Annotated in this window: 16 protein-coding genes; 9 read left to right on the top strand and 7 right to left on the bottom strand. The window is 62.6% G+C overall.

Going from position 1 to position 19,017, the window contains the following annotated elements:
* Positions 1 to 771: 771 nt before the first annotated feature.
* Complete coding sequence (locus tag V1277_RS10945; protein WP_334416151.1) at positions 772 to 1,632, bottom strand: prephenate dehydratase; 861 nt, start codon at positions 1,630 to 1,632, stop codon at positions 772 to 774.
* 33 nt (positions 1,633 to 1,665) lie between these two features.
* On the bottom strand, positions 1,666 to 2,406 hold the full coding sequence (locus tag V1277_RS10940) for a 3-deoxy-manno-octulosonate cytidylyltransferase (protein ID WP_334416150.1): 741 nt from the start codon (positions 2,404 to 2,406) through the stop codon (positions 1,666 to 1,668).
* A gap of 200 nt (positions 2,407 to 2,606) precedes the next feature.
* On the opposite strand from V1277_RS10940, the gene V1277_RS10935 reads away from it, so the two are divergent.
* The 8 genes from V1277_RS10935 (at position 2,607) to V1277_RS10900 (ending at position 11,879) form a co-directional block, all read left to right on the top strand.
* Positions 2,607 to 3,158, top strand: a complete 552-nt coding sequence (locus V1277_RS10935) for a c-type cytochrome (protein ID WP_334416149.1) — start codon at positions 2,607 to 2,609, stop codon at positions 3,156 to 3,158.
* A gap of 295 nt (positions 3,159 to 3,453) precedes the next feature.
* A complete protein-coding gene (locus tag V1277_RS10930) occupies positions 3,454 to 5,367 on the top strand; it encodes an extracellular solute-binding protein (RefSeq protein ID WP_334416148.1) in 1,914 nt (637 codons plus the stop codon).
* A gap of 14 nt (positions 5,368 to 5,381) precedes the next feature.
* Positions 5,382 to 7,265: an extracellular solute-binding protein gene (locus tag V1277_RS10925; RefSeq protein ID WP_334416147.1), complete on the top strand. Its 1,884-nt coding sequence runs from the start codon at positions 5,382 to 5,384 to the stop codon at positions 7,263 to 7,265.
* Positions 7,265 to 8,377 (top strand): microcin C ABC transporter permease YejB, encoded by a 1,113-nt coding sequence (locus tag V1277_RS10920; protein ID WP_334416146.1) that lies wholly within the window; start codon positions 7,265 to 7,267, stop codon positions 8,375 to 8,377. Before V1277_RS10925 ends, V1277_RS10920 begins: the two co-directional genes overlap by 1 nt.
* Complete coding sequence (locus V1277_RS10915) at positions 8,377 to 9,555, top strand: ABC transporter permease (RefSeq protein WP_334416145.1); 1,179 nt, start codon at positions 8,377 to 8,379, stop codon at positions 9,553 to 9,555. The genes V1277_RS10920 and V1277_RS10915 overlap by 1 nt, the downstream gene beginning before the upstream one ends.
* Positions 9,556 to 9,590: 35 nt before the next feature.
* Positions 9,591 to 9,818, top strand: a complete 228-nt coding sequence (locus V1277_RS10910) for a hypothetical protein (protein WP_334416144.1) — start codon at positions 9,591 to 9,593, stop codon at positions 9,816 to 9,818.
* Positions 9,811 to 10,251 (top strand): type II toxin-antitoxin system VapC family toxin, encoded by a 441-nt coding sequence (locus V1277_RS10905; RefSeq protein WP_334372587.1) that lies wholly within the window; start codon positions 9,811 to 9,813, stop codon positions 10,249 to 10,251. The genes V1277_RS10910 and V1277_RS10905 overlap by 8 nt, the downstream gene beginning before the upstream one ends.
* The gene (locus V1277_RS10900) at positions 10,251 to 11,879 is read left to right on the top strand and encodes an ABC transporter ATP-binding protein (RefSeq protein WP_334416143.1); all 1,629 of its coding nucleotides are present in this window, start codon (positions 10,251 to 10,253) and stop codon (positions 11,877 to 11,879) included. Before V1277_RS10905 ends, V1277_RS10900 begins: the two co-directional genes overlap by 1 nt.
* Positions 11,880 to 12,039: 160 nt before the next feature.
* Here the strand turns inward: V1277_RS10900 and V1277_RS10895 are convergent, their stop codons facing one another.
* Both V1277_RS10895 and V1277_RS10890 read right to left on the bottom strand, forming a co-directional pair.
* The gene (locus tag V1277_RS10895) at positions 12,040 to 12,882 is read right to left on the bottom strand and encodes a C40 family peptidase (RefSeq protein ID WP_334416142.1); all 843 of its coding nucleotides are present in this window, start codon (positions 12,880 to 12,882) and stop codon (positions 12,040 to 12,042) included.
* A complete protein-coding gene (locus V1277_RS10890) occupies positions 12,875 to 14,257 on the bottom strand; it encodes a leucyl aminopeptidase family protein (RefSeq protein WP_334416141.1) in 1,383 nt (460 codons plus the stop codon). Before V1277_RS10890 ends, V1277_RS10895 begins: the two co-directional genes overlap by 8 nt.
* A 130-nt stretch (positions 14,258 to 14,387) precedes the next feature.
* Between V1277_RS10890 and V1277_RS10885 the strand changes: the two genes are divergently transcribed.
* Positions 14,388 to 15,224 carry a tetratricopeptide repeat protein gene (locus V1277_RS10885; RefSeq protein WP_334416140.1) on the top strand — a complete coding sequence of 279 codons (837 nt, stop codon included), beginning with the start codon at positions 14,388 to 14,390 and terminating at the stop codon, positions 15,222 to 15,224.
* Between the two features lie 334 nt (positions 15,225 to 15,558).
* Here the strand turns inward: V1277_RS10885 and V1277_RS10880 are convergent, their stop codons facing one another.
* The 3 genes from V1277_RS10880 to V1277_RS10870 are packed head-to-tail and all read right to left on the bottom strand — an operon-like array spanning position 15,559 to position 18,995.
* The gene (locus V1277_RS10880; RefSeq protein WP_334372595.1) at positions 15,559 to 16,533 is read right to left on the bottom strand and encodes a type II secretion system F family protein; all 975 of its coding nucleotides are present in this window, start codon (positions 16,531 to 16,533) and stop codon (positions 15,559 to 15,561) included.
* A 10-nt stretch (positions 16,534 to 16,543) separates the two neighbouring features.
* Positions 16,544 to 17,521 (bottom strand): type II secretion system F family protein, encoded by a 978-nt coding sequence (locus tag V1277_RS10875; protein ID WP_334372597.1) that lies wholly within the window; start codon positions 17,519 to 17,521, stop codon positions 16,544 to 16,546.
* A gap of 7 nt (positions 17,522 to 17,528) precedes the next feature.
* Complete coding sequence (locus V1277_RS10870; RefSeq protein ID WP_334372598.1) at positions 17,529 to 18,995, bottom strand: CpaF family protein; 1,467 nt, start codon at positions 18,993 to 18,995, stop codon at positions 17,529 to 17,531.
* Positions 18,996 to 19,017 lie beyond the last annotated feature (22 nt).

Raw genomic sequence — 19,017 nt, 5'->3', positions numbered from 1 at the left:
CAGCTTCTCGCTGAACGTCTCGCGGAAAGGGCGGGCCGGGTAGACGCCGACGATGCGCAATTGCGCACGCTTCGCGCGCCCCGGAATGACGGTTTTAGATCGTGATGACTTTTCTTCGAATCTCCTCTCATTTTTTTGAGCATACCCTGCGCTGGTTTCGGATCTTGGAAGCAACCAAACGTTGTCAAAGAGGTTGTTGAGGTCTCCAACCACGGAGACAAACCATGGAACTGAAATCTGCTATTGTTGGGTTGGCCGCCCTCGGCGGCGTTGTGCTCACCGCCGGCTCGGCTTCCGCTGCGATGCCGAACGGCCTTCCGCAGGCCGACCAGATTTCACGCCAAGCCAATGATGTCGAGCAGGTCCGCTGGGTCTGCAACGCTTGGGGCCGCTGCTGGTGGCGTCCGGGTCCAAGATGGGGCGCCTGGGGTCCGCGTCCGGGATGGCGCGGCGCCTATGCTTGGGGTGGCCCGCCAGTTTGGCGTCCGCGCCCGGTATGGGGCCCGCGCCCAGGATGGGGCCCGCGTCCAGGATGGGGGCCGCGTCCGGGATGGGGCTGGCACGGCAGGTGGTGATCGGAGAGGGGGCGTACGCCGGCTGATAATGCCGGGCGAGTACCGCTTTCAATATCCGTATCCGCTGCACCGTTGATGCCGCGCAACTCGCAGCTCGCTGGTAAGCACCCGGCTGCTGCACGTCACGAATCTGCGCTCTCCGCGCCCACGTCAGCAATCGTGCGCCGGGAGATGCGGGCAGACGTGCGCGCGTCCCTCAGTCCAGCTTCTCGCTGAAGGTGGCCCGGAACGGATGCGCCGGATAGACGCCAACGATGCGGAATTCGCGCGAGAAGAACTTCAGCTCTTCCAGCGCAAAGGCGAGGCCCTTGTCGTCGGGATGGCCGTCGACGTCGGCATAGAACTGGGTGGCGAAGAAATTGCCGTCGACCATGTAGCTTTCCAGCTTGGTCATATTGACGCCGTTAGTGGCGAAACCGCCGAGCGCCTTGTAGAGCGCGGCGGGCAGGTTGCGCACCCGAAAAACAAAAGTGGTGACCAGCGGGCCCGAGCCTTGCTTCGCCCAGTCGGCCTCGCGCGCCAGCACCACGAAGCGCGTGGTGTTGTGCGCTTCGTCCTCGACGTCCTCGGCAAGAATATCGAGGCCGTAGATTTGCGCCGCCAGCCGGGAGGCGATCGCGGCCACGCCTTTGTCCTTGCGTTCGGAAACGTCGCGCGCGCTGCCGGCGGTGTCGGCCGCGACGATCGGCTTGATGCCGAGCTTGCGGATGATGCGGCGGCACTGGCCGAGCGCATGGACGTGGCTCTCCACCGTCTTGATGTCGGCGAGCTTTGCCCCCTTCGGCGCCATCAATTGATGGCGGATCGGCAAGAACCATTCCCCGACGATGAACAGACCGGACGCCGGCAGCAAATGATGGATATCGGCGACGCGCCCCGCCACCGAATTCTCGATCGGGATCATGCCGAGATCGGCCTCGCCCGAGGCGATCGCCGACAGCGCGTCCTCGAAGGTCGCGCAGGGCAACGGCTCGGCGTCCGGATAGGCCTCGACGATGGCGATATGGGAATTGGCGCCAGGCTCGCCCTGGAATGCGATTTTGAGCTTTTTGGTCATGTTGTCTTTCCTGGCGGGCCTTTTAGCAGCCGATCAGCTATTTGCCAGTATGCGGCGGGCGGTTTCGAGGTCGGCCGGGGTATCGACGCCGCGCGGCACGCTATCGACGATGGTGATGTCGATCCGCATCCCGGCTTCCAGCGCGCGGAGCTGTTCGAGCTTTTCCTGCTGCTCCAGCGGGGAGGGGGGCAACGCCACGAACTGCTCCAGCGCGGCGCGGCGGTAGGCATAGAGGCCGATATGGTGGTAGCGCGGTCCGTCACCGTGAGGCGCGGTGGCGCGGGTGAAATAGAGCGCACGCAGCCGGTTTGGACCGATCGGCGAGCCGACCGCCTTCACCACGCTCGGCGCCCGGTCTTCCTCCTCGGTGTGGATCTGCGAGGCCAGCGTCGCGATGTCGACCGCGGGGTCGTCGAGCGGCGGCAGCGCGGCGCGGATGGTGTCCGGCATGATCGTCGGGAAATCGCCCTGCAGATTGACCACGATCTCGGCCTTGCCGGCCGGGTCGAGCGCCAGCATGGCCTCGTGGATGCGGTCGGAGCCGGAAGCGTGGGAGGCACCGGTCATCACCGCCTCGCCGCCGGCAGCCCGCACCGCGTCGGCGATCTCCGGGGTGTCGGTCGCAACCGCAACCCGGCCGATTTTGGCTTCTTCCGCCCGCCGCAGCACATGCACGATCATCGGCAGGCCGGCGATATCCAGCAGCGGCTTGCCCGGTAGCCGGGTCGCCGCCATCCGGGCGGGAATCAGCACCAAAATACGGGAATCGGTCATCGTCTGAAGGCCCGGCGGGACAGCTGGTTTTGATGGGGATGGGACGAAATTCGGCGCGTTTATACGGGTTGCCAGAGCCCGGGCAAACCGATATCTCAACCCTGCTGAGGGTGCGGCGCGAAAGGCTGATTCCTCACGCCCACCCGCGGCCGTTTTGCCGGCCTTCAGTCGACCTTTCCGGCCTGGAGCCTGATCCCGTTATGGACTCCTTCGAACTCAACAAAATTCTTGGTGCTGTCCTTGGCACCTGCATTCTTCTTCTGGTGACGAGCTTTGCCGCCCAGGCGATTTTTGCACCCGTGAAGCCGGAAAAGCCGGGCTTCGAGATCGCCGTGAAGGAAGACACCTCTCACGGTGCAGCCAAGGAAGCCGCCGCGCCGTCCGAGCCGATCGAGAAGCTCTTGCAGACCGCGTCCGTCGAGAAGGGCACCGCCGCCGCCAAGAAGTGCGCTGCCTGCCATACGTTCGAAAAGGGCGGCCCCAACCGCGTCGGCCCCAATTTGTACGGCGTCTTGAACGAGCCGAAGGGCCAGGGACGCGGCGGGTTCAACTTCTCGGCCGCCTTGAAGGGCAAGGGCGGCACCTGGACCTATGAGGACCTCAACAAGTTCCTCGCCAATCCCAAGGCCTTCGTTCCGGGCACGGCGATGGGTTTTGCCGGTATCCCGAAGGACAGCGAGCGCGCCGACGTGATCGCCTATCTGCGCAGCCTCTCGGAAAACCCGGCTCCGCTTCCGACGGCGGCGAAGTAATATTTCGTCAGTCCGGCATGGACTTGTCACGGCATGACGGCCAGGCATCGCCTGGCCGTTTCGCTATGTGGGATCGCATCGTTGTTGTCGGAGTTGTTACCGGGACTATTCGCCGCAGCGGCGGTGTTCCCAAGCTGCTATCATGAGGAAAAAGCAACGTAATTCGTCGAACCCTTGCCTTATATTGGGTCCTCACTAGCTCCGCCTTGTTGTTTGCGTAGTTCGTGTCCGGGGCCGCGGGCAGATCACCGACTTCGAAGGTATGGATACTGGGTCAGCAACAGGAATTCTGCATTTGGCAATTACCAGACGATACCTCCTTCAAAGCAGCGCCGCCGCCGCTATGGTGCCGGCGCTGGGGCTGGCCCCAGGCATCCCGGCAATTTCGTCGGCCCACGCACAATCGAGCGCGGGCGAGCCGGTCTTTCGGCATGCCCTGTCGCTGTTCGGCGACATCAAATACCCCGCCGACTTCAAGCGCTTTGACTACGTTAATCCGGACGCGCCCAAGGGTGGCACCGTCCGCAACGCTGCCTTCGGGACCTTCGACAATTTTAATATGGTGGTCGCAGGCGTGAAGGGCGCGCTCGCCGGCGCGATCCCTCTCATCTATGAAACTCTGACGACAGCGTCGCTTGATGAGGCCTCGACCGAGTATGGCGAACTCGCCGAGGCCGTCTGCCATCCCGACGATTTCTCTTGGGTAATCTATCGCCTGCGGCCGGAGGCGAAATGGCACGACGGCAAGCCGGTCAGCACCGATGACGTCATCTTCTCGCTGGAAGCTTTCAAGAAGCATCATCCGCAGTTTTCGCAATACTATCGACACGTTGTACAGACCGACAAGTTGAACGACCGAGAGGTGAAATTTGTCTTCGATGGTCCGGGCAACCGCGAGCTCCCGCTGATCGTCGGCCAGCTGTATGTCCTGCCCAAGCATTGGTGGGAAGGAACTGACGGCGAGGGACGCAAGCGCGATATCTCCACAACCACCCTGGAAGTGCCGCTCGGGTCTGGCCAATACCGGGTGAAGGAGTTTGTTGCTGGCAGGTCAATCACGTTTGAGCGTGTGAAGGACTATTGGGGCCGCAATCTTGCGGTCAATGTCGGCCGTGCCAATTTCGACGAGCTCCGGTACGACTATTTTCGAGATGCAACGGTCGCGCTTGAGGCCTTCAAAGGCGATCAGGTCGATTTTCGTGTCGAGAACAGCGCGAAGAACTGGGCGACAGCCTATGATTTTCCTGCGGTGACCGACAAGCGAGTGTTGAAGGAGGAATTCCCCAACAGGCGATCGGGGGTGATGCAGGCGTTTGTGCCGAACACTCGCCGCAGCAAGTTTGCCGATCCTCGCGTGCGACTGGCATTGAATTTCGCGTTCGACTTCGAAGAGATGAACAAGCAGATCTTCTTCGGGCAATACACGAGGATCAGCAGCTATTTCCACGGCATCGACGAATTGATGGCAACCGGGCTTCCGACCGGAAAGGAGCTGGAGATTCTCGAGTCCGTGCGGGCGGAGGTTCCGAAGGAGGTCTTCACGACCGCCTACTCCAATCCGGTTGGAGGAAGTCCGGAAGCGGTCCGCAGCAATCTGCAGCAAGCGCTAAGGCTGATGAAGGAGGCGGGCTTCGAGGTTCGTGATCGAAAGCTCGTCAACGTCGCAAGCGGTGAGCCGTTCTCAATCGAGCTGTTGTCGCGTGCCGATGATCCGGCTTTCGAACGCGTCGCGTTGTTTTACAAACCTTCTCTGGAACGGATCGGCATTTCGGTCTCTGTTCGTAGTGTCGATGCGATCCAATATCAGAACAGGCTTCGCAACTGGGATTACGACATGTTGACGATTTCGTCGTGGGGCCAGTCGCTGTCGCCGGGCAACGAGCAGCGTGAGCACTGGAGTTCGAAGTCCGCTGACCAGCCTGGATCGGACAATTACGTTGGAATCAAGAATCCGGCAATTGACAAGCTGGTTGACCGCGTCATCTTCGCTACGGATCGTCAAGACCTCATTGCGGCCACCAAAGCGCTCGACCGGGTGCTACTGTGGAATCACTACGTCGTGCCGCAGTGGACCTATCCGAAACAGCGCACGGTGCGTTGGGATCGCTTCAGCCGTCCTGCGGAAATGCCAAAATATGGCTTGTCGGCCTTCCCCGACATCTGGTGGTACGATGCAGAGAAGGCTACCCGGATCAGCAAGCGCTCTTGAAGGATATTTCGCGTATGGCGCAATTTTCCCGCCGGCACGTCCTCGGCCTTGGCGCAGGCGCGCTGAGCGTTCTGCGGCTTGGCCCCGTCCGCGCTACAGAGGAAAACGGCACTGAGATGCACGGCATCTCGGCGTTCGGCGATCTGAAATATCCGGCCGACTTCAAGAATTTCGACTATGTGAATGTCTCTGCCCCCAAGGGCGGCATGTTCTCGACCATCCCCTCGACGCGCTCCTACAATCAGTCCTACCAGACCTTCAATTCGCTCAACGCCTACATCCTCAAGGGCGAGGGCGCGCAGGGCATGGACCTGACCTTCTCAGCGCTGATGGTGCGGGCCGGCGACGAGCCGGATGCGATGTACGGGCTCGTCGCAAAGTCGGTGCGAATTTCGCCGGACAAGCTGACCTACCACTTTACGCTGCGCCCCGAGGCCAAGTTTCACGACGGCTCGAGGATCACGGCGCATGACGTCGCCTGGTCCATCAACACGCTGAAGGCCAGGGGCCATCCGCTGATCCAGGTGCAGATGCGTGACGTCAAGGGCGCCGAGGCGCTCGACGATGCGACCATGATCGTCACCTTCGCCGAGAAGCGCGCGCGCGACGTGCCGCTCTATGTCGCGGGCCTGCCGATCTTCTCGAAGAAATATTATGAGACGCGGCCCTTCGATGAATCGACGCTAGACACGCCGCTGGGCTCGGGGCCCTATAAGGTCGGCAAGTTCGAGGTCAACCGTTTCATCGAGTACGAACGCGTCAAGGACTGGTGGGGGGCGAACCTCCCGGTCTGCCGCGGCTATTACAATTACGATGTGGTCCGCTACGAATTCTATCGCGACCGCGACGTCGCCTTCGAAGGCTTTACCGGCAAGAACTACCTGTTCCGCGAAGAGTTCACCGCGCGCATCTGGGCGACGCGCTACGACTTCCCCGCCATCAAGGACGGCCGCGTCAAGCGCGAGCAAGTACCGGACGAAAGGCCGTCCGGCGCGCAGGGCTGGTTCATCAATACCCGCCGCGACAAGTTCAAGGACCCCCGCGTGCGCGAGGCGCTGATCAACGCCTTCGATTTCGAGTGGACCAACAAGACCATTATGTACGACGCCTATGCGCGTACGCATTCGCCATTCCAGAATTCAGACATGATGGCGAAGGGGCCGCCCTCACCGGAGGAGCTGAAACTGCTCGAGCCATTCCGCGGCCAAGTGCCCGACGAAGTGTTCGCCCAGCCCTACGTGCCCCCGGTTTCGGATGGCTCGGGGCAGGATCGCACCATGCTGCGCAAGGCGCAGCAATTGCTCAACGAAGCCGGCTTCGTCATCAAGGACGGCAAGCGGATGACGCCGAGCGGCGAAGTGTTTCGCATCGAATTCCTGTACGATGAGCCTTCGCTGAATCCACATCACGCGCCCTATATCAAGAATCTGGGAACGCTCGGCATCGAGGCGAGCCCGCGCATGGTCGATGCCGTGCAGTACCGCGCGAGGGTGGAAGATTTCGATTTCGACATGACTATCACGCGCTTCTCGATGTCGACGACGCCGGGCGACGCAATGCGTGCCTTCTTCTCCTCGCACGCTGCCAAAACCAAGGGCTCTTACAACCTGGCCGGTATAGAGAATCCCGCCATCGACGCGCTGATCGAAAAGATCATTGCGGCGGATACCCGCGCCGAGCTGACGGTTGCCTGCCATGCCTTCGACCGCGTTTTCCGCGCCGGCCGCTACTGGGTGCCGCAGTGGTACAACAAGACGCATCGGCTGGCCTATTGGGACACCTTCGACCGCCCGAAGAACCTGCCGCGTTATCAGATCGATGCATCGGGCTCCGGCGAGCGAGTTATCTGGTGGTATGACGCTGCCAAGGCCGGCAAACTTGAGCAGGCGAAGCAATAATGACCGCCTATATCGCCCGCCGCATCCTTTTGATGTTTCCGACCTTGCTCGGCATCCTCTTCATTTCCTTCGTGGTCGTGCAGTTCGCGCCGGGCGGCCCGGTCGAACGTGTGATCGCACAGCTTTCCGGCGCCGATACCGGCGGCTCCTCGCGCATCTCTGGCTCTTCCACCGGTGACTTTGCCGGCCGTACGCCCCAGGCGGGCGCCTCCGCCGATGCTGTCAATTCGAAATACCGCGGCGCGCAGGGCCTCGATCCGGATTTCATCAAGAACCTGGAAAAGCAATTCGGCTTCGACAAGCCGGCGCATGAGCGCTTTGCGCTGATGGTATGGAATTTCGCCCGCTTCGATTTCGGCAAGAGCTACTTTCGCGATACCACCGTGTTGCAGCTGATCAAGGAGAAGCTGCCGGTCTCGATATCGCTCGGCCTCTGGTTGACGCTGCTGACCTATTTGATCTCGATCCCGCTCGGCATCCGCAAGGCGGTCGCGGACGGAACGCGATTTGATACCTGGACTTCCGCCGCTATCATCGTCGGCTTTGCGATCCCCGGTTTCCTGTTCGCGATCCTGCTGATCATCCTGTTTGCCGGCGGCTCGTTCTTCAACTGGTTCCCGCTGCGCGGATTGACCTCGGACGGCTGGTCGCAATTCCCCTGGTACTGGAAGATCATCGACTACCTCTGGCACCTCACCCTGCCTTTGATCGCGATGGGTCTTGGCGCCTTCGCCACCATGACGCTGCTGACCAAGAACTCGTTTCTCGATGAGATCAGGAAGCAGTATGTCATGACCGCGCGTGCAAAGGGTTGCAGCGAGGGGCAGGTGCTCTACGGCCATATCTTCCGCAACGCCATGCTGATCGTAATCGCAGGCTTTCCCGGTGCGTTCATTGGTGCATTCTTCTCCGGCTCGCTGCTGATCGAGACAATCTTCTCGCTCGACGGGCTCGGGCTGCTCGGCTTCGAAAGCGTGCTCAACCGCGACTATCCGGTCGTGTTCGGCACGCTGTTCATCTTCTCCCTCGTGGGCCTTGTGGTGGGTCTGATCTCCGACCTCGCCTACATGTGGATCGATCCTCGGATCGATTTTGAGGCGAGGGAAGTCTGATGGCGCTGCTCGCTCCACAACCGGTCGAAACCACCGCGCGGTCGCCGCTTGGCGAGGTTGTGCCGGCCACGCAGCACGCGTTCGCGCCGTCGCCGCTGAACCGCCGGCGCTGGCAGAACTTCAAGGCGAACCGCCGCGGCTACTGGTCGCTCTGGATATTCCTTGCGCTGTTTATGGTCTCGCTGTTTGCCGAACTGATCGCCAACGATCGGCCGTTTCTTATCAAGTATGACGGAAAACTGTATTGGCCGGCTTTCGTCAGCTATTCCGAGACCACTTTCGGCGGCGATTTCGAAACCGCGGCCGACTACCGCGATCCCTATTTGCAAAAGCTGATCGCCGAAAAAGGCGGCACCATCATCTGGCCCTTGATCCGCTACTCCTACTCTACCCACAATCTCGATTTACCGACGCCGGCGCCGTCGAAGCCGACATGGATGCTGACTGAAGAGCAGTGCAAGCCCGTGGTGGAGAAGAAGGGCCTGAAGAGCTGTAGCGACCTCGAATACAACTGGCTCGGTACCGACGACCAGGGCCGCGACGTGGTGGCGCGACTGATCTACGGTTTTCGCATCTCGGTGCTGTTCGGCCTGACGCTGACCATCCTGTCCTCGATCATCGGCGTCATCGCCGGCGGCGTCCAAGGCTATTTCGGCGGCTGGACCGATCTGATCTTCCAGCGCATCATCGAAATCTGGAGCGCGATTCCCTCGCTCTATCTGCTGCTGATCCTGTCATCGGTGCTGGTGCCCGGCTTCTTCGTGCTGCTCGGCATTCTCCTGCTGTTCTCCTGGACCTCGCTGGTTGGCCTGGTTCGCGCGGAATTCTTGCGCGGGCGCAATTTCGAATACATTCAGGCGGCGCGCGCGCTCGGCGTCTCCAACGGCGTGATCATGTTCCGGCATCTGCTGCCGAACGCGATGGTGGCGACCATGACCTTTCTGCCGTTCATCGTGTCGTCCTCGGTGATGACGCTGACCGCGCTCGACTTCCTCGGCTTCGGCCTGCCGCCGGGTTCGCCATCGCTCGGCGAGCTGCTGTCGCAGGGCAAGTCCAACGTGCAGGCGCCCTGGCTCGGTTTTACCGGCTTCTTCTCGGTCGCGATCATGCTGTCGCTGTTGATCTTCATCGGCGAGGGCGTGCGCGACGCCTTCGATCCGCGCAAGACGTTCCGGTAAGATTTATGGTAAGCTCGACTGAATAGAGGTGAACCATGAACAAGATCGTCAAGGAGCACTATCCGGCATCGAAGCTTCCGGAAGATTTGCGTGCGGGCGTTGATCCCGCCGCTATCGTGACCGTGACTATAGTCGAGGAGCAGCCCCAACCGGAAAGAAGGGTAGCCCTGGACGAGATTTTTGCAGCTCGTCAGCCGCCATTCCGTTCCGTGGAAGACATCGATAAGGATTTGCGCCGTCAGCGAGACGAATGGAATGACTGAATCGCGCATCTATCTCGATGCAAATGTGTTCATCTATGCGGTTGAGGGAAGCCCTGACGTCGCCGGTCAGCTTCGTGATCTTTTTGAGTTGTTTGGAAACAATCGCGGCATCGGGGTCACAAGCGAACTAACGCTGGCAGAAGTGCTGCCGAAGGCATCTGCGGTGCGGAAACGATTATATCTCGACTTGATTGTCTGGAGCTGCCTTTTTGATTTGCAGCCTGTCAGTCGAGACATTCTGATTGAGACCGCCGAGTATCGAAGAATGGCCCAGATGCCCAAGCTTCCGGACGCCATTCACGTAGTGACCGCTATCCGCGCTGGTTGTCGTACGATTCTTTCAGCGGACTCGCGGCTCAAGCTACCCGAAGGACATGTGGCGCTATTGCCGAACTCTGTAAACATTGCTCGTCTTATCCGTGAGCTATCGTAATGGACGCCGTCAACCAGCCCTTGCTCGATGTGCGCGATCTCTCGGTGGCGTTTCACCAGCCGAGCGGCGCCACGATTGCGGTCGACCGCGTCTCGTTTTCCATCAAGCGCGGCGAGTGCGTGGCGCTGGTCGGCGAGTCCGGTTCCGGCAAATCGGTCAGCGCGTTGTCGGTGCTAAGACTGCTGCCCTATCCGACCGCGTCGCATCCCTCCGGCACCATCCATTTCAAGGGCCGAGAGCTGCTCAATGCCTCGGAACGCGAGATGCGCGAGATCCGCGGCAACGACATCTCGATCATCTTCCAGGAGCCGATGACCTCGCTCAATCCATTGCACACGATCGAGGCGCAGATCGGCGAAATCCTCTCGCTGCATAGAGGCATCGGCGGGCAGATGGCGCGGGCGCGCACACTCGAGCTCTTGACGCAGGTCGGCATTCCCGATCCCGAAACCAGGCTGAAGAGCTATCCGCACCAACTGTCCGGCGGCCAGCGTCAGCGCGTCATGATCGCGATGGCGCTCGCCAACGAGCCGGACCTTCTGATCGCGGACGAGCCGACCACCGCGCTCGACGTCACGGTGCAGGCCCAGATCCTGGCGCTGCTCGCGGAGATCAGGTCCCGGCTCGGCATGAGCATGCTGTTCATCACCCATGACCTCGGCATCGTCCGCCGCATCGCCGACGTGGTCTGCGTCATGAATTCGGGCAAGATCGTCGAGCAGGGCCCGGTCGAGCAGGTCTTCACCGCGCCGAAGCACGCCTATACCCGCGCGCTGCTCGCGGCCGAGCCCAAGCCCGATCCGGCGCCGCCACGGCCCAACGAGCCGGTGGTGATGTCGGCCGACAATCTCAAGGTCTGGTTTCCGATCAAGCGCGGGCTGTTGCGCTCGACCGTCGGCCACATCAAGGCGGTGGATGGCGTCAGCGTCGCGGTCCGCAAGGGGGAGACGCTCGGCGTCGTCGGCGAATCCGGCTCGGGCAAGACCACGCTGGGTCTCGCGCTGCTCCGGCTGATTTCCTCCGACGGCCCAATCGTGTTCCTCGGCAACAACATCCAGGGCCTGCGCTTCAAGGCCATGCTGCCGCACCGTCGCGACATGCAGATCGTGTTTCAGGATCCGTTCGGCGCGCTCAGCCCGCGCATGTCGGTCGGCGATATCGTCGCCGAAGGCCTGAGCGTGCATCAGAAGTCGCTGTCGCGTGAAGAGCGTGAAACGCGCGTCGTCAAGGCGCTCACAGACGTCGGTCTCGATCCGGCGACGCGATTCCGCTATCCGCATGAATTTTCCGGCGGCCAACGCCAGCGTATCTCGATAGCGCGTGCGGCGGTGCTGGAGCCGAATTTTGTCGTGCTGGACGAGCCGACCAGTGCGCTCGACATGCTGTTCCAGGCGCAGATGGTCGACCTGCTGCGCGAGCTGCAGCGCAAGCGCGATCTGACCTACATGTTCATCTCGCACGATCTGCGCGTCGTGGCCTCGCTGGCCAGCCATCTGATCGTGATGCGTCACGGCAAGGTGGTGGAGGAGGGGCCGGCCGCGGAGCTGTTCAAGAATCCGAAGAGCGACTACACCCGCGCCCTTTTCGCAGCCGCGTTCCGGATCGAGGCGGTTCCGGAGCCGCAGTAGCAGCCGTCACAAGTAACAGCCGTCAAAAATAGCGATCGTCATACCCCGCGAAGGCGCGCGAAGGCGGGGTATCCAGTACGCCGCAGCCCCTCGTTCACTCACAACTGTCTCGGAGTACTGGATCATCCGCTTTCGCGGGTGATGACAGTGGGACTTTTGGCTACAGCCGCTTGATCGCGGTCACCTCGCTACCCGCCGCCTTGATCCGCGCAATCGCGTCATGCGTGTTCTCGATCACCGTCGCCATGTGATGCGCATTGGCGTGCACGATGCTGTCGGCGTCCCGCACGATCGCGACGTGGCCCTTCCAGAAGATCAGATCGCCGCGCTGCAGCTTCGTCATCTCGGCGGGACTCAATGCCCGGCCGAGGCCTCCCTCTTGCATGTCGCTATCGCGCGGGCAGCCGGTGCCGGCGGCGTTCAGCGTCACCTGGACGAGGCCGGAGCAATCGATGCCGAGCGAGCTCTTGCCGCCCCAGAGATAGGGCGTGCCGATGAAGCGTTCGGCGACCGCGACGAAATCCTTTTCCACTTCGTCGAGGTTGCCGACATGGTGACGCGGCAGATACCAGCCTTCGCTTGTAATGGCGAACGCGCCGTCTTCGCGTATCACCGTCACTCTTGCTCCCGTCGTCAGCGTCTCGACCGGCGGCAGCTTGATCGTAGGGCCCGGAAACGCGAACGTCCGCAGCGCCGTGACCTTGTGCGTCGGTACGGCCGCTGGCTTTGCCAGCGCGGCATCCGGAATCCAGCCGACATAGCCGTCGCTCGCGAGTTGGCCCCAAGCAAATCCTTCGCCGTTGCGGTCGTAGATCGTGACGCGTTCGCCCTTCAGCGCCTGCGTCAGCATCATGGCGCCGGCAGCAGGTCGCTCCCACAGCGGGGCGATGGCCTCACACACGCAAAATTCTTCGCCGGACACATAGCGCGCGGCCTTTGCCTTGCCTTCGAGATATTTCGCGGCGATTTCGGGCCGTGCCGGCGTCAGGCGCGGATCATGCATAGCGTTCGCTCAACAGTTTGTAGATCGCGCGTGCGGCCTGGCATTCGCCGCCTTCGGGACGCGCGGGTTTTGCGGAAGGCGTCCAGCCGTAGATATCGACATGCAGCCAGCTTTTGGCATCGGTGACGAAGCGTTGCAGGAACAGCGCGCAGGTGATCGAGCCGGCAAAACCGCCCGACGGCGCGTTGTTGATGTCGGCGACCTTCGAATCTAGCCACGAATCATAGGGTGGCCACAGCGGCATTCGCCACAACGGATCGTTCTCCCGTTTCGCATGTTCTGCGACGCTTTCGGCCAGCGTCTCATCATGGGTGTAAAAGGGCGGTAAATCCGGTCCCAGCGCCACCCGCGCCGCGCCGGTCAGTGTGCCCAAGTCAATCAACAGATCCGGTTTGTCTTCGTCCGCCAAGGCCAGCGCATCCGCCAGCACCAGCCGTCCTTCGGCATCGGTGTTGCCGATCTCCACGTTAAGTCCCTTGCGCGACTTGAAGATGTCGAGCGGACGGAAGGCGTTACCGGCGACCGCATTCTCGACCGCGGGGATCAGGACGCGCAGGCGGACCTTCAGCTTCGCATCCATCACCATCTGCGCCAGCGCCAGCACGTTGGCGCCGCCGCCCATGTCCTTTTTCATGATCAGCATGCCGCTGGACGGCTTTAGGTCGAGCCCGCCGGTATCGAAGCAGACGCCCTTGCCGACCAGCGTCACTTTGGGGTGGGCGGGATCGCCCCAGCTCAGGTCGATCAGGCGCGGGGCACGCGCCGAGGCCATGCCGACGGCGTGGATCAGCGGAAAGTTCTGCTTCACGAGGTCGTCGCCGACGACGCAGTCGAAGCTGGCGCCGAAACGCGCCGCCAATGCTTTCGCGGCTTCCGCCAGTTGCTCCGGCCCCATGTCGTTCGACGGCGTATTGATCAGGTCGCGCGCCAGCGCCGCCGCTTCCGCCATCCGCGCGATGTCGGTGATATCGACGCCGTCGGGCGGCACCAGCCGGACCTCGGGCTTTTCGGCTTTGCGATAGCGGCCGAAGCGGTAGCTCCCGAGTGCAAAGGCGAGCGTCGCCAGGCGCAGGTCGTGCGGCGTGTTGGCGAAGCGATAGACGCCCGGCGGCAGCAGGCCGGGCAGCGCGCCGGGCCGGAACAGGTCGCGCGACTTGGCGGTCTCTTCATCAAGCCCGAACACGACCTGCGCAATCTTGCCGTCGGGGGCGGGGAGCGTCAGGCACTTGCCGGGCTTGGCGGTAAAATCATTGGCGAGCGCAAACTGCCGGGCCGGTTCGGGAAGGTCTTTGGCGATCGCGCTCCAGGTGGTTTTGGTGGCGAAGGTAATCGGAATGGCGGGGGCGATGGGCGCGGTCTCGAACGGCGATTGCATGCATGTCTCGCGGGGATTGGGGCGTGTCTGGCTGGCATAGCACGGCCAATTAACCGGCCGTTAGGGTTAACAGTCTATTGCTTCCTCGTACGGCTCTATTTGTTCCGCCATTCCCGTGAGTTGAAGTGCCATGCGTCGATCGTCCAGCCACGCCGGGTCTTTTGCCCGGTTCCTGACCTCAGCCGCGGTGACCGCGGTTTTGGCCGCGGGCCTTGGCGGCTGCCAGACCATGTCCGACATCACGGGATCGCTGAGCTCATCGTCACCCAAGGCGCAGGCCGTTCCCGACGATCCGCGCCGCGCGGCCGAGATATATGGCGAGCGCTATCGCGCCAATCCCAAGGATGCCGAGGCGGCGCTGGGGTATGGCCAGGCGCTCCGCGCCACCGGCCAGCGGGCACAGGCCGCTGCCGTGCTCGAACAGGCCACCATCGCCCATCCCGGCAACAAGACGCTGCTCGCCGCTTATGGTCGCGCGCTCGCCGACAACGGCAATTCGCAGGCTGCCTTCGACGTGCTTAGCCGCGCCCATACGCCCGCCAATCCCGACTGGCGCATTCTTTCGGTGCAGGGCACCACGCTCGACAAGATGGCGAAGCACGAAGAGGCCCGTCGCTATTACGCGAGTGCGCTGAAGATCGTGCCGGAAGAGCCGTCGGTGCTGTCCAATCTCGGTCTCTCCTACATGCTGACGCGGGAGCTGCCGCAAGCCGAGGAAACGCTGCGGCGCGCCTATTCCAATCCGCGTGCCGACGGAAGGGTGCGGCAGAACCTCGCGCTCGTCGTCGGCCTGCAGGGCCGTTTCGCCGAAGCCGAGACCATCGCCAAGGGCGATCTGCCCGCCGACGAGGCGGCTGCCAACGTGGCTTACCTGCGGGAAATGCTGAGCCGCAAGGACAAGGACCATTCGCGTCCCCCCGGCAACAAGGCGACCGTCCCGGTCGCCGCCCTCAACCGGCCGGACTGAGCATCGCAGCGGTCGCGCGCCGCAGCCGTGATCGCCGCGCGAAAGCACTGATTGTCCATCCACAGCTCAACGAATACTGCTCACCAGCTTTCGCGACTCATGAGGGCGGAGTTCCGGTACCTGCCGCATGGGCCCCGGATCTGCAGCGCACTGCCATAGCGCGTTGAAGACGCGCGTAAACGCGCTTTTGGCGCTGCGCAGCGTCCGGGGAACGGAGACTGTTTCCAGGTCTCAAAGCTCTCGTGTCACGGACGCGGCGCGTAGTGACGCGACGCAGAGCCGGACGACCACCGGACATATGCCCGGGAAGCGCCGGTCCGCCGCGCCGATCGCCTCATGGCAACGCCTGGATCTTGATGTAGGTCGGTCCGAGAATGACGATGAACAGGCATGGCAGGAAGAACAGGATCATCGGCACGGTCAGTTTCGGCGGCAGCGCCGCCGCCTTCTTCTCGGCCTCGTTCATGCGCATGTCGCGGTTTTCCTGCGCCATCACGCGCAGGCTCTGGCCGAGCGGGGTGCCGTAGCGCTCCGACTGCATCAGCGCCAGACAGACCGATTTCACGCCCTCCAGGCCGGTGCGCTTGGCGAGGTTCTCGTACGCCACCTTACGATCCTGCAGGTAGGACAATTCCGCCGTGGTCAGGGCGAATTCCTCCGACAGCGCGATCGATTGCGACGCGATCTCGGTAGAGACCTTGCGGAAGGCGACTTCGACCGACATGCCGGACTCGATGCAGATCAGCAGCAGGTCGAGCGCGTCGGGAAAGGCGCGCTTGATGGAGAGCTGGCGCTTGCTGATGGCGTTCTTCAGGAACAGCATCGGCGCCTGCAGCCCGAGATAGGCGGCGCCGATGCAGATGCCGAGCTTGACCGTCAGCGACTTGTCCATCTGCGTGATCACGAAGACGTAGAGGGCGGCGCCGAGAAACAGCACGACCGGCGTCACCGCGCGGGCAAACAGGAACGTGACGTAGGGCGCGTGGCCGCGGTAGCCGGCCATAATCAGCTTGTCGCGCGCGGCTTCCTGCGCCAGCCATTTGGTCAGGTTCAGGTCTTCCACAACCTTGGAAACGAGCTGCTTCGGAGTCTGGCGCAGCGACACCTTCTCCGATTTGTTGAGGCGGTCGCGCTCGCGCTGGCGGAGCCGTTCGCGCTCGCTGGCGACCGCCTTCATGCGCTTGGCAAGACCTTCGCCGGCAAACAGTGGCATGATCAGCGTATAGGCGGTGGCACTCGCCGCGATGGCGGCAAGCAGCATGGTCATGAACCGCGCGTCGTGCATCTTGGCGATCAGAAACTCAATCATAGGCGCACCGTCAGAAGTCGAAGTTGATCATTTTCTTCATCACCAGGACGCCGATCGTCATCCAGGCGACGCAGCATAGCAGCATGAACTGGCCGAGATGATGGGTCCAAAGCAGCCCGATGTAGTCGGGGGTCGTAATCCAGACCAGCAGCATCACGACCGGCGGCAACGAGCCGATGATGCCTGCGGAAGCCTTGGCTTCCATCGACATCGCCTGAATCTTCTCCGCCATCTTCTTGCGGTCGCGCAGCACCTTGGAGAGGTTGCCGAGCGCTTCCGACAGGTTGCCGCCGGACTTCTGCTGGATCGCGATCACGATGCCGAAGAAGTTGGCTTCCGGCAGCGGCATCCGCTCATACAGCCTTGCGCAGGCCTCACCCAGCGGCATGCCGATCGTCTGGGTCTCGATGATGGCCATGAACTCGCCCTTGAGTGGTTCCGGCGCGTCGGCGGCGACCACCTTGATCGATTCGAACAGCGGCAGGCCGGCCTTGATGCCGCGCACGATGACGTCGACGGCGTCAGGCAGTGCTTTCAGAAACGCCTTCTCGCGGCGTTTCCTGAGATAGCTCAAGAGCCAGCGCGGCAGGCCGAGGCCCGCGCCGAACGCCATCACGGCGGCGCCCAACAGCGAGCCGCCGACGATGAATGCGAGCGCGAAGCCCACTGCCGCGAGGATGCCGGAAGCGGTCCAGAATTTCTGAGGCGTCCAGGATCCCAGGCCGGCCTGGGTGAGGCGTGTCGAGAGCGGAACGGACTTGTCCTTCTTGCGCCGGGCGTCGAGTTCCTTGAGCGATCCTTCGACCTGCTCGCGGCGCGAGCGCTGGCTTTTCTCGGCCTGGCGCGCCGGCGCGTCGGCACGGGCGATCGAGGCGCGGCGCGATTCGGCCTTCCTCTCGCCCGACAGCGACGGATAGATGAATACCCAAGCCAGGCCGCCGATGGCGGTGGCGGCGAGGAACGCCAGTGCGAGCGCTTGCATGCTCATCGCCTCCTCACGTCTTGTCGACGACTTCGGCGGCATCGAGCGCGGCCGCAAGTCGCTTCTCTTCGTTGTAATACCGCGCGCGCTCCCAGAACCGCGGCCGTCCGATACCGGTCGAGCGGTGCCGCCCGATGATCTTGCCGTTGGCGTCTTCGCCGAGCAATTCGTAGACGAACAGGTCCTGGGTGATGATGGTGTCGCCTTCCATGCCCATCACCTCTGTGATGTGGGTGATGCGGCGCGAGCCGTCGCGCAGGCGCGCGGCCTGCACGATGACGTCGATCGAGGCGCAGATCATCTCGCGGATGGTGCGCGAGGGCAGCGAGAAGCCGCCCATCGTGATCATGGATTCGCAGCGCGACATGGCTTCGCGCGGGTTGTTGGCGTGCAGCGTTCCCATCGAGCCGTCGTGGCCGGTGTTCATGGCCTGCAGGAGGTCGAACGCCTCGGGTCCGCGGACTTCGCCGACGATGATGCGTTCGGGGCGCATACGCAGGCAGTTGCGGACCAGCTCGCGCATCGTGACCTGGCCTTCGCCCTCGATATTGGGCGGGCGGGTTTCAAGCCGCACCACGTGAGGCTGCTGCAGTTGAAGTTCGGCGGCGTCCTCGCAGGTGATGACGCGCTCGTCATGCTCGATGAACTGGGTCAGGCAGTTCAACAGCGTGGTCTTGCCGGAGCCGGTGCCGCCGGAAATCAGCACGTTGCAGCGGACCCGGCCGATGATCTGCAGGATTTCCGCGCCTTCCGGCGAGATCGCGCCGAACTTGACCAGTTGGTCGAGCGTCAGCTTGTCCTTCTTGAACTTACGAATGGTGAGTGCAGGCCCGTCGATCGCCAGCGGCGGAACGATGGCGTTGACGCGGGAGCCATCGGCGAGACGGGCGTCGCAGATCGGGGAGGATTCGTCGACGCGCCGGCCGACCTGGCTGACGATGCGCTGGCAGATGTTGAGGAGCTGCTGGTTGTCGCGGAAGCGGATGCCGGTTTTCTGAATCTTGCCGGCGACTTCGATGAACACCGTGCCGGCGCCGTTGACCATGATGTCGGCGATGTCGTCGCGCGACAATAGCGGCTCGAGCGGGCCGTAACCGAGCACGTCGTTGCAGATGTCGTCGAGCAGCTCTTCCTGCTCGGCGATCGACATCACGATGTTCTTGATCGCGATGATCTCGTTGACGATGTCGCGGATTTCCTCGCGTGCGGACTCGCCGTCGAGTTTGGCGAGTTGGGCAAGGTCGATCGCCTCGATCAGCGCGCCGAAGATGGTCGCCTTGACCTGGTAATAATTGTCGGAGCGCCGCGCCTCCATAGTGGCCGCGGGCTGCTGCTTTGCGGGGGCGAGTGGCGGCGAAGCCACCGTCGGCGCCGCGATCTCGCGCGGCGCGGCTGCGGCGCTGGAGACCGGCTCCGGCGCCTGAATGGCGGGCTTGAGTACCCGCGTATCACTATCATTTCCGCTACGCTTACCGAACACGATGGCACTCCACGCGGGCTAT

The sequence above is a fragment of the Bradyrhizobium sp. AZCC 1588 genome (assembly GCF_036924735.1).
Taxonomy (GTDB): domain Bacteria; phylum Pseudomonadota; class Alphaproteobacteria; order Rhizobiales; family Xanthobacteraceae; genus Bradyrhizobium.
Note: the sequence above shows the minus strand (reverse complement) of the source record. Positions and strands in the feature narration are given on the sequence as shown.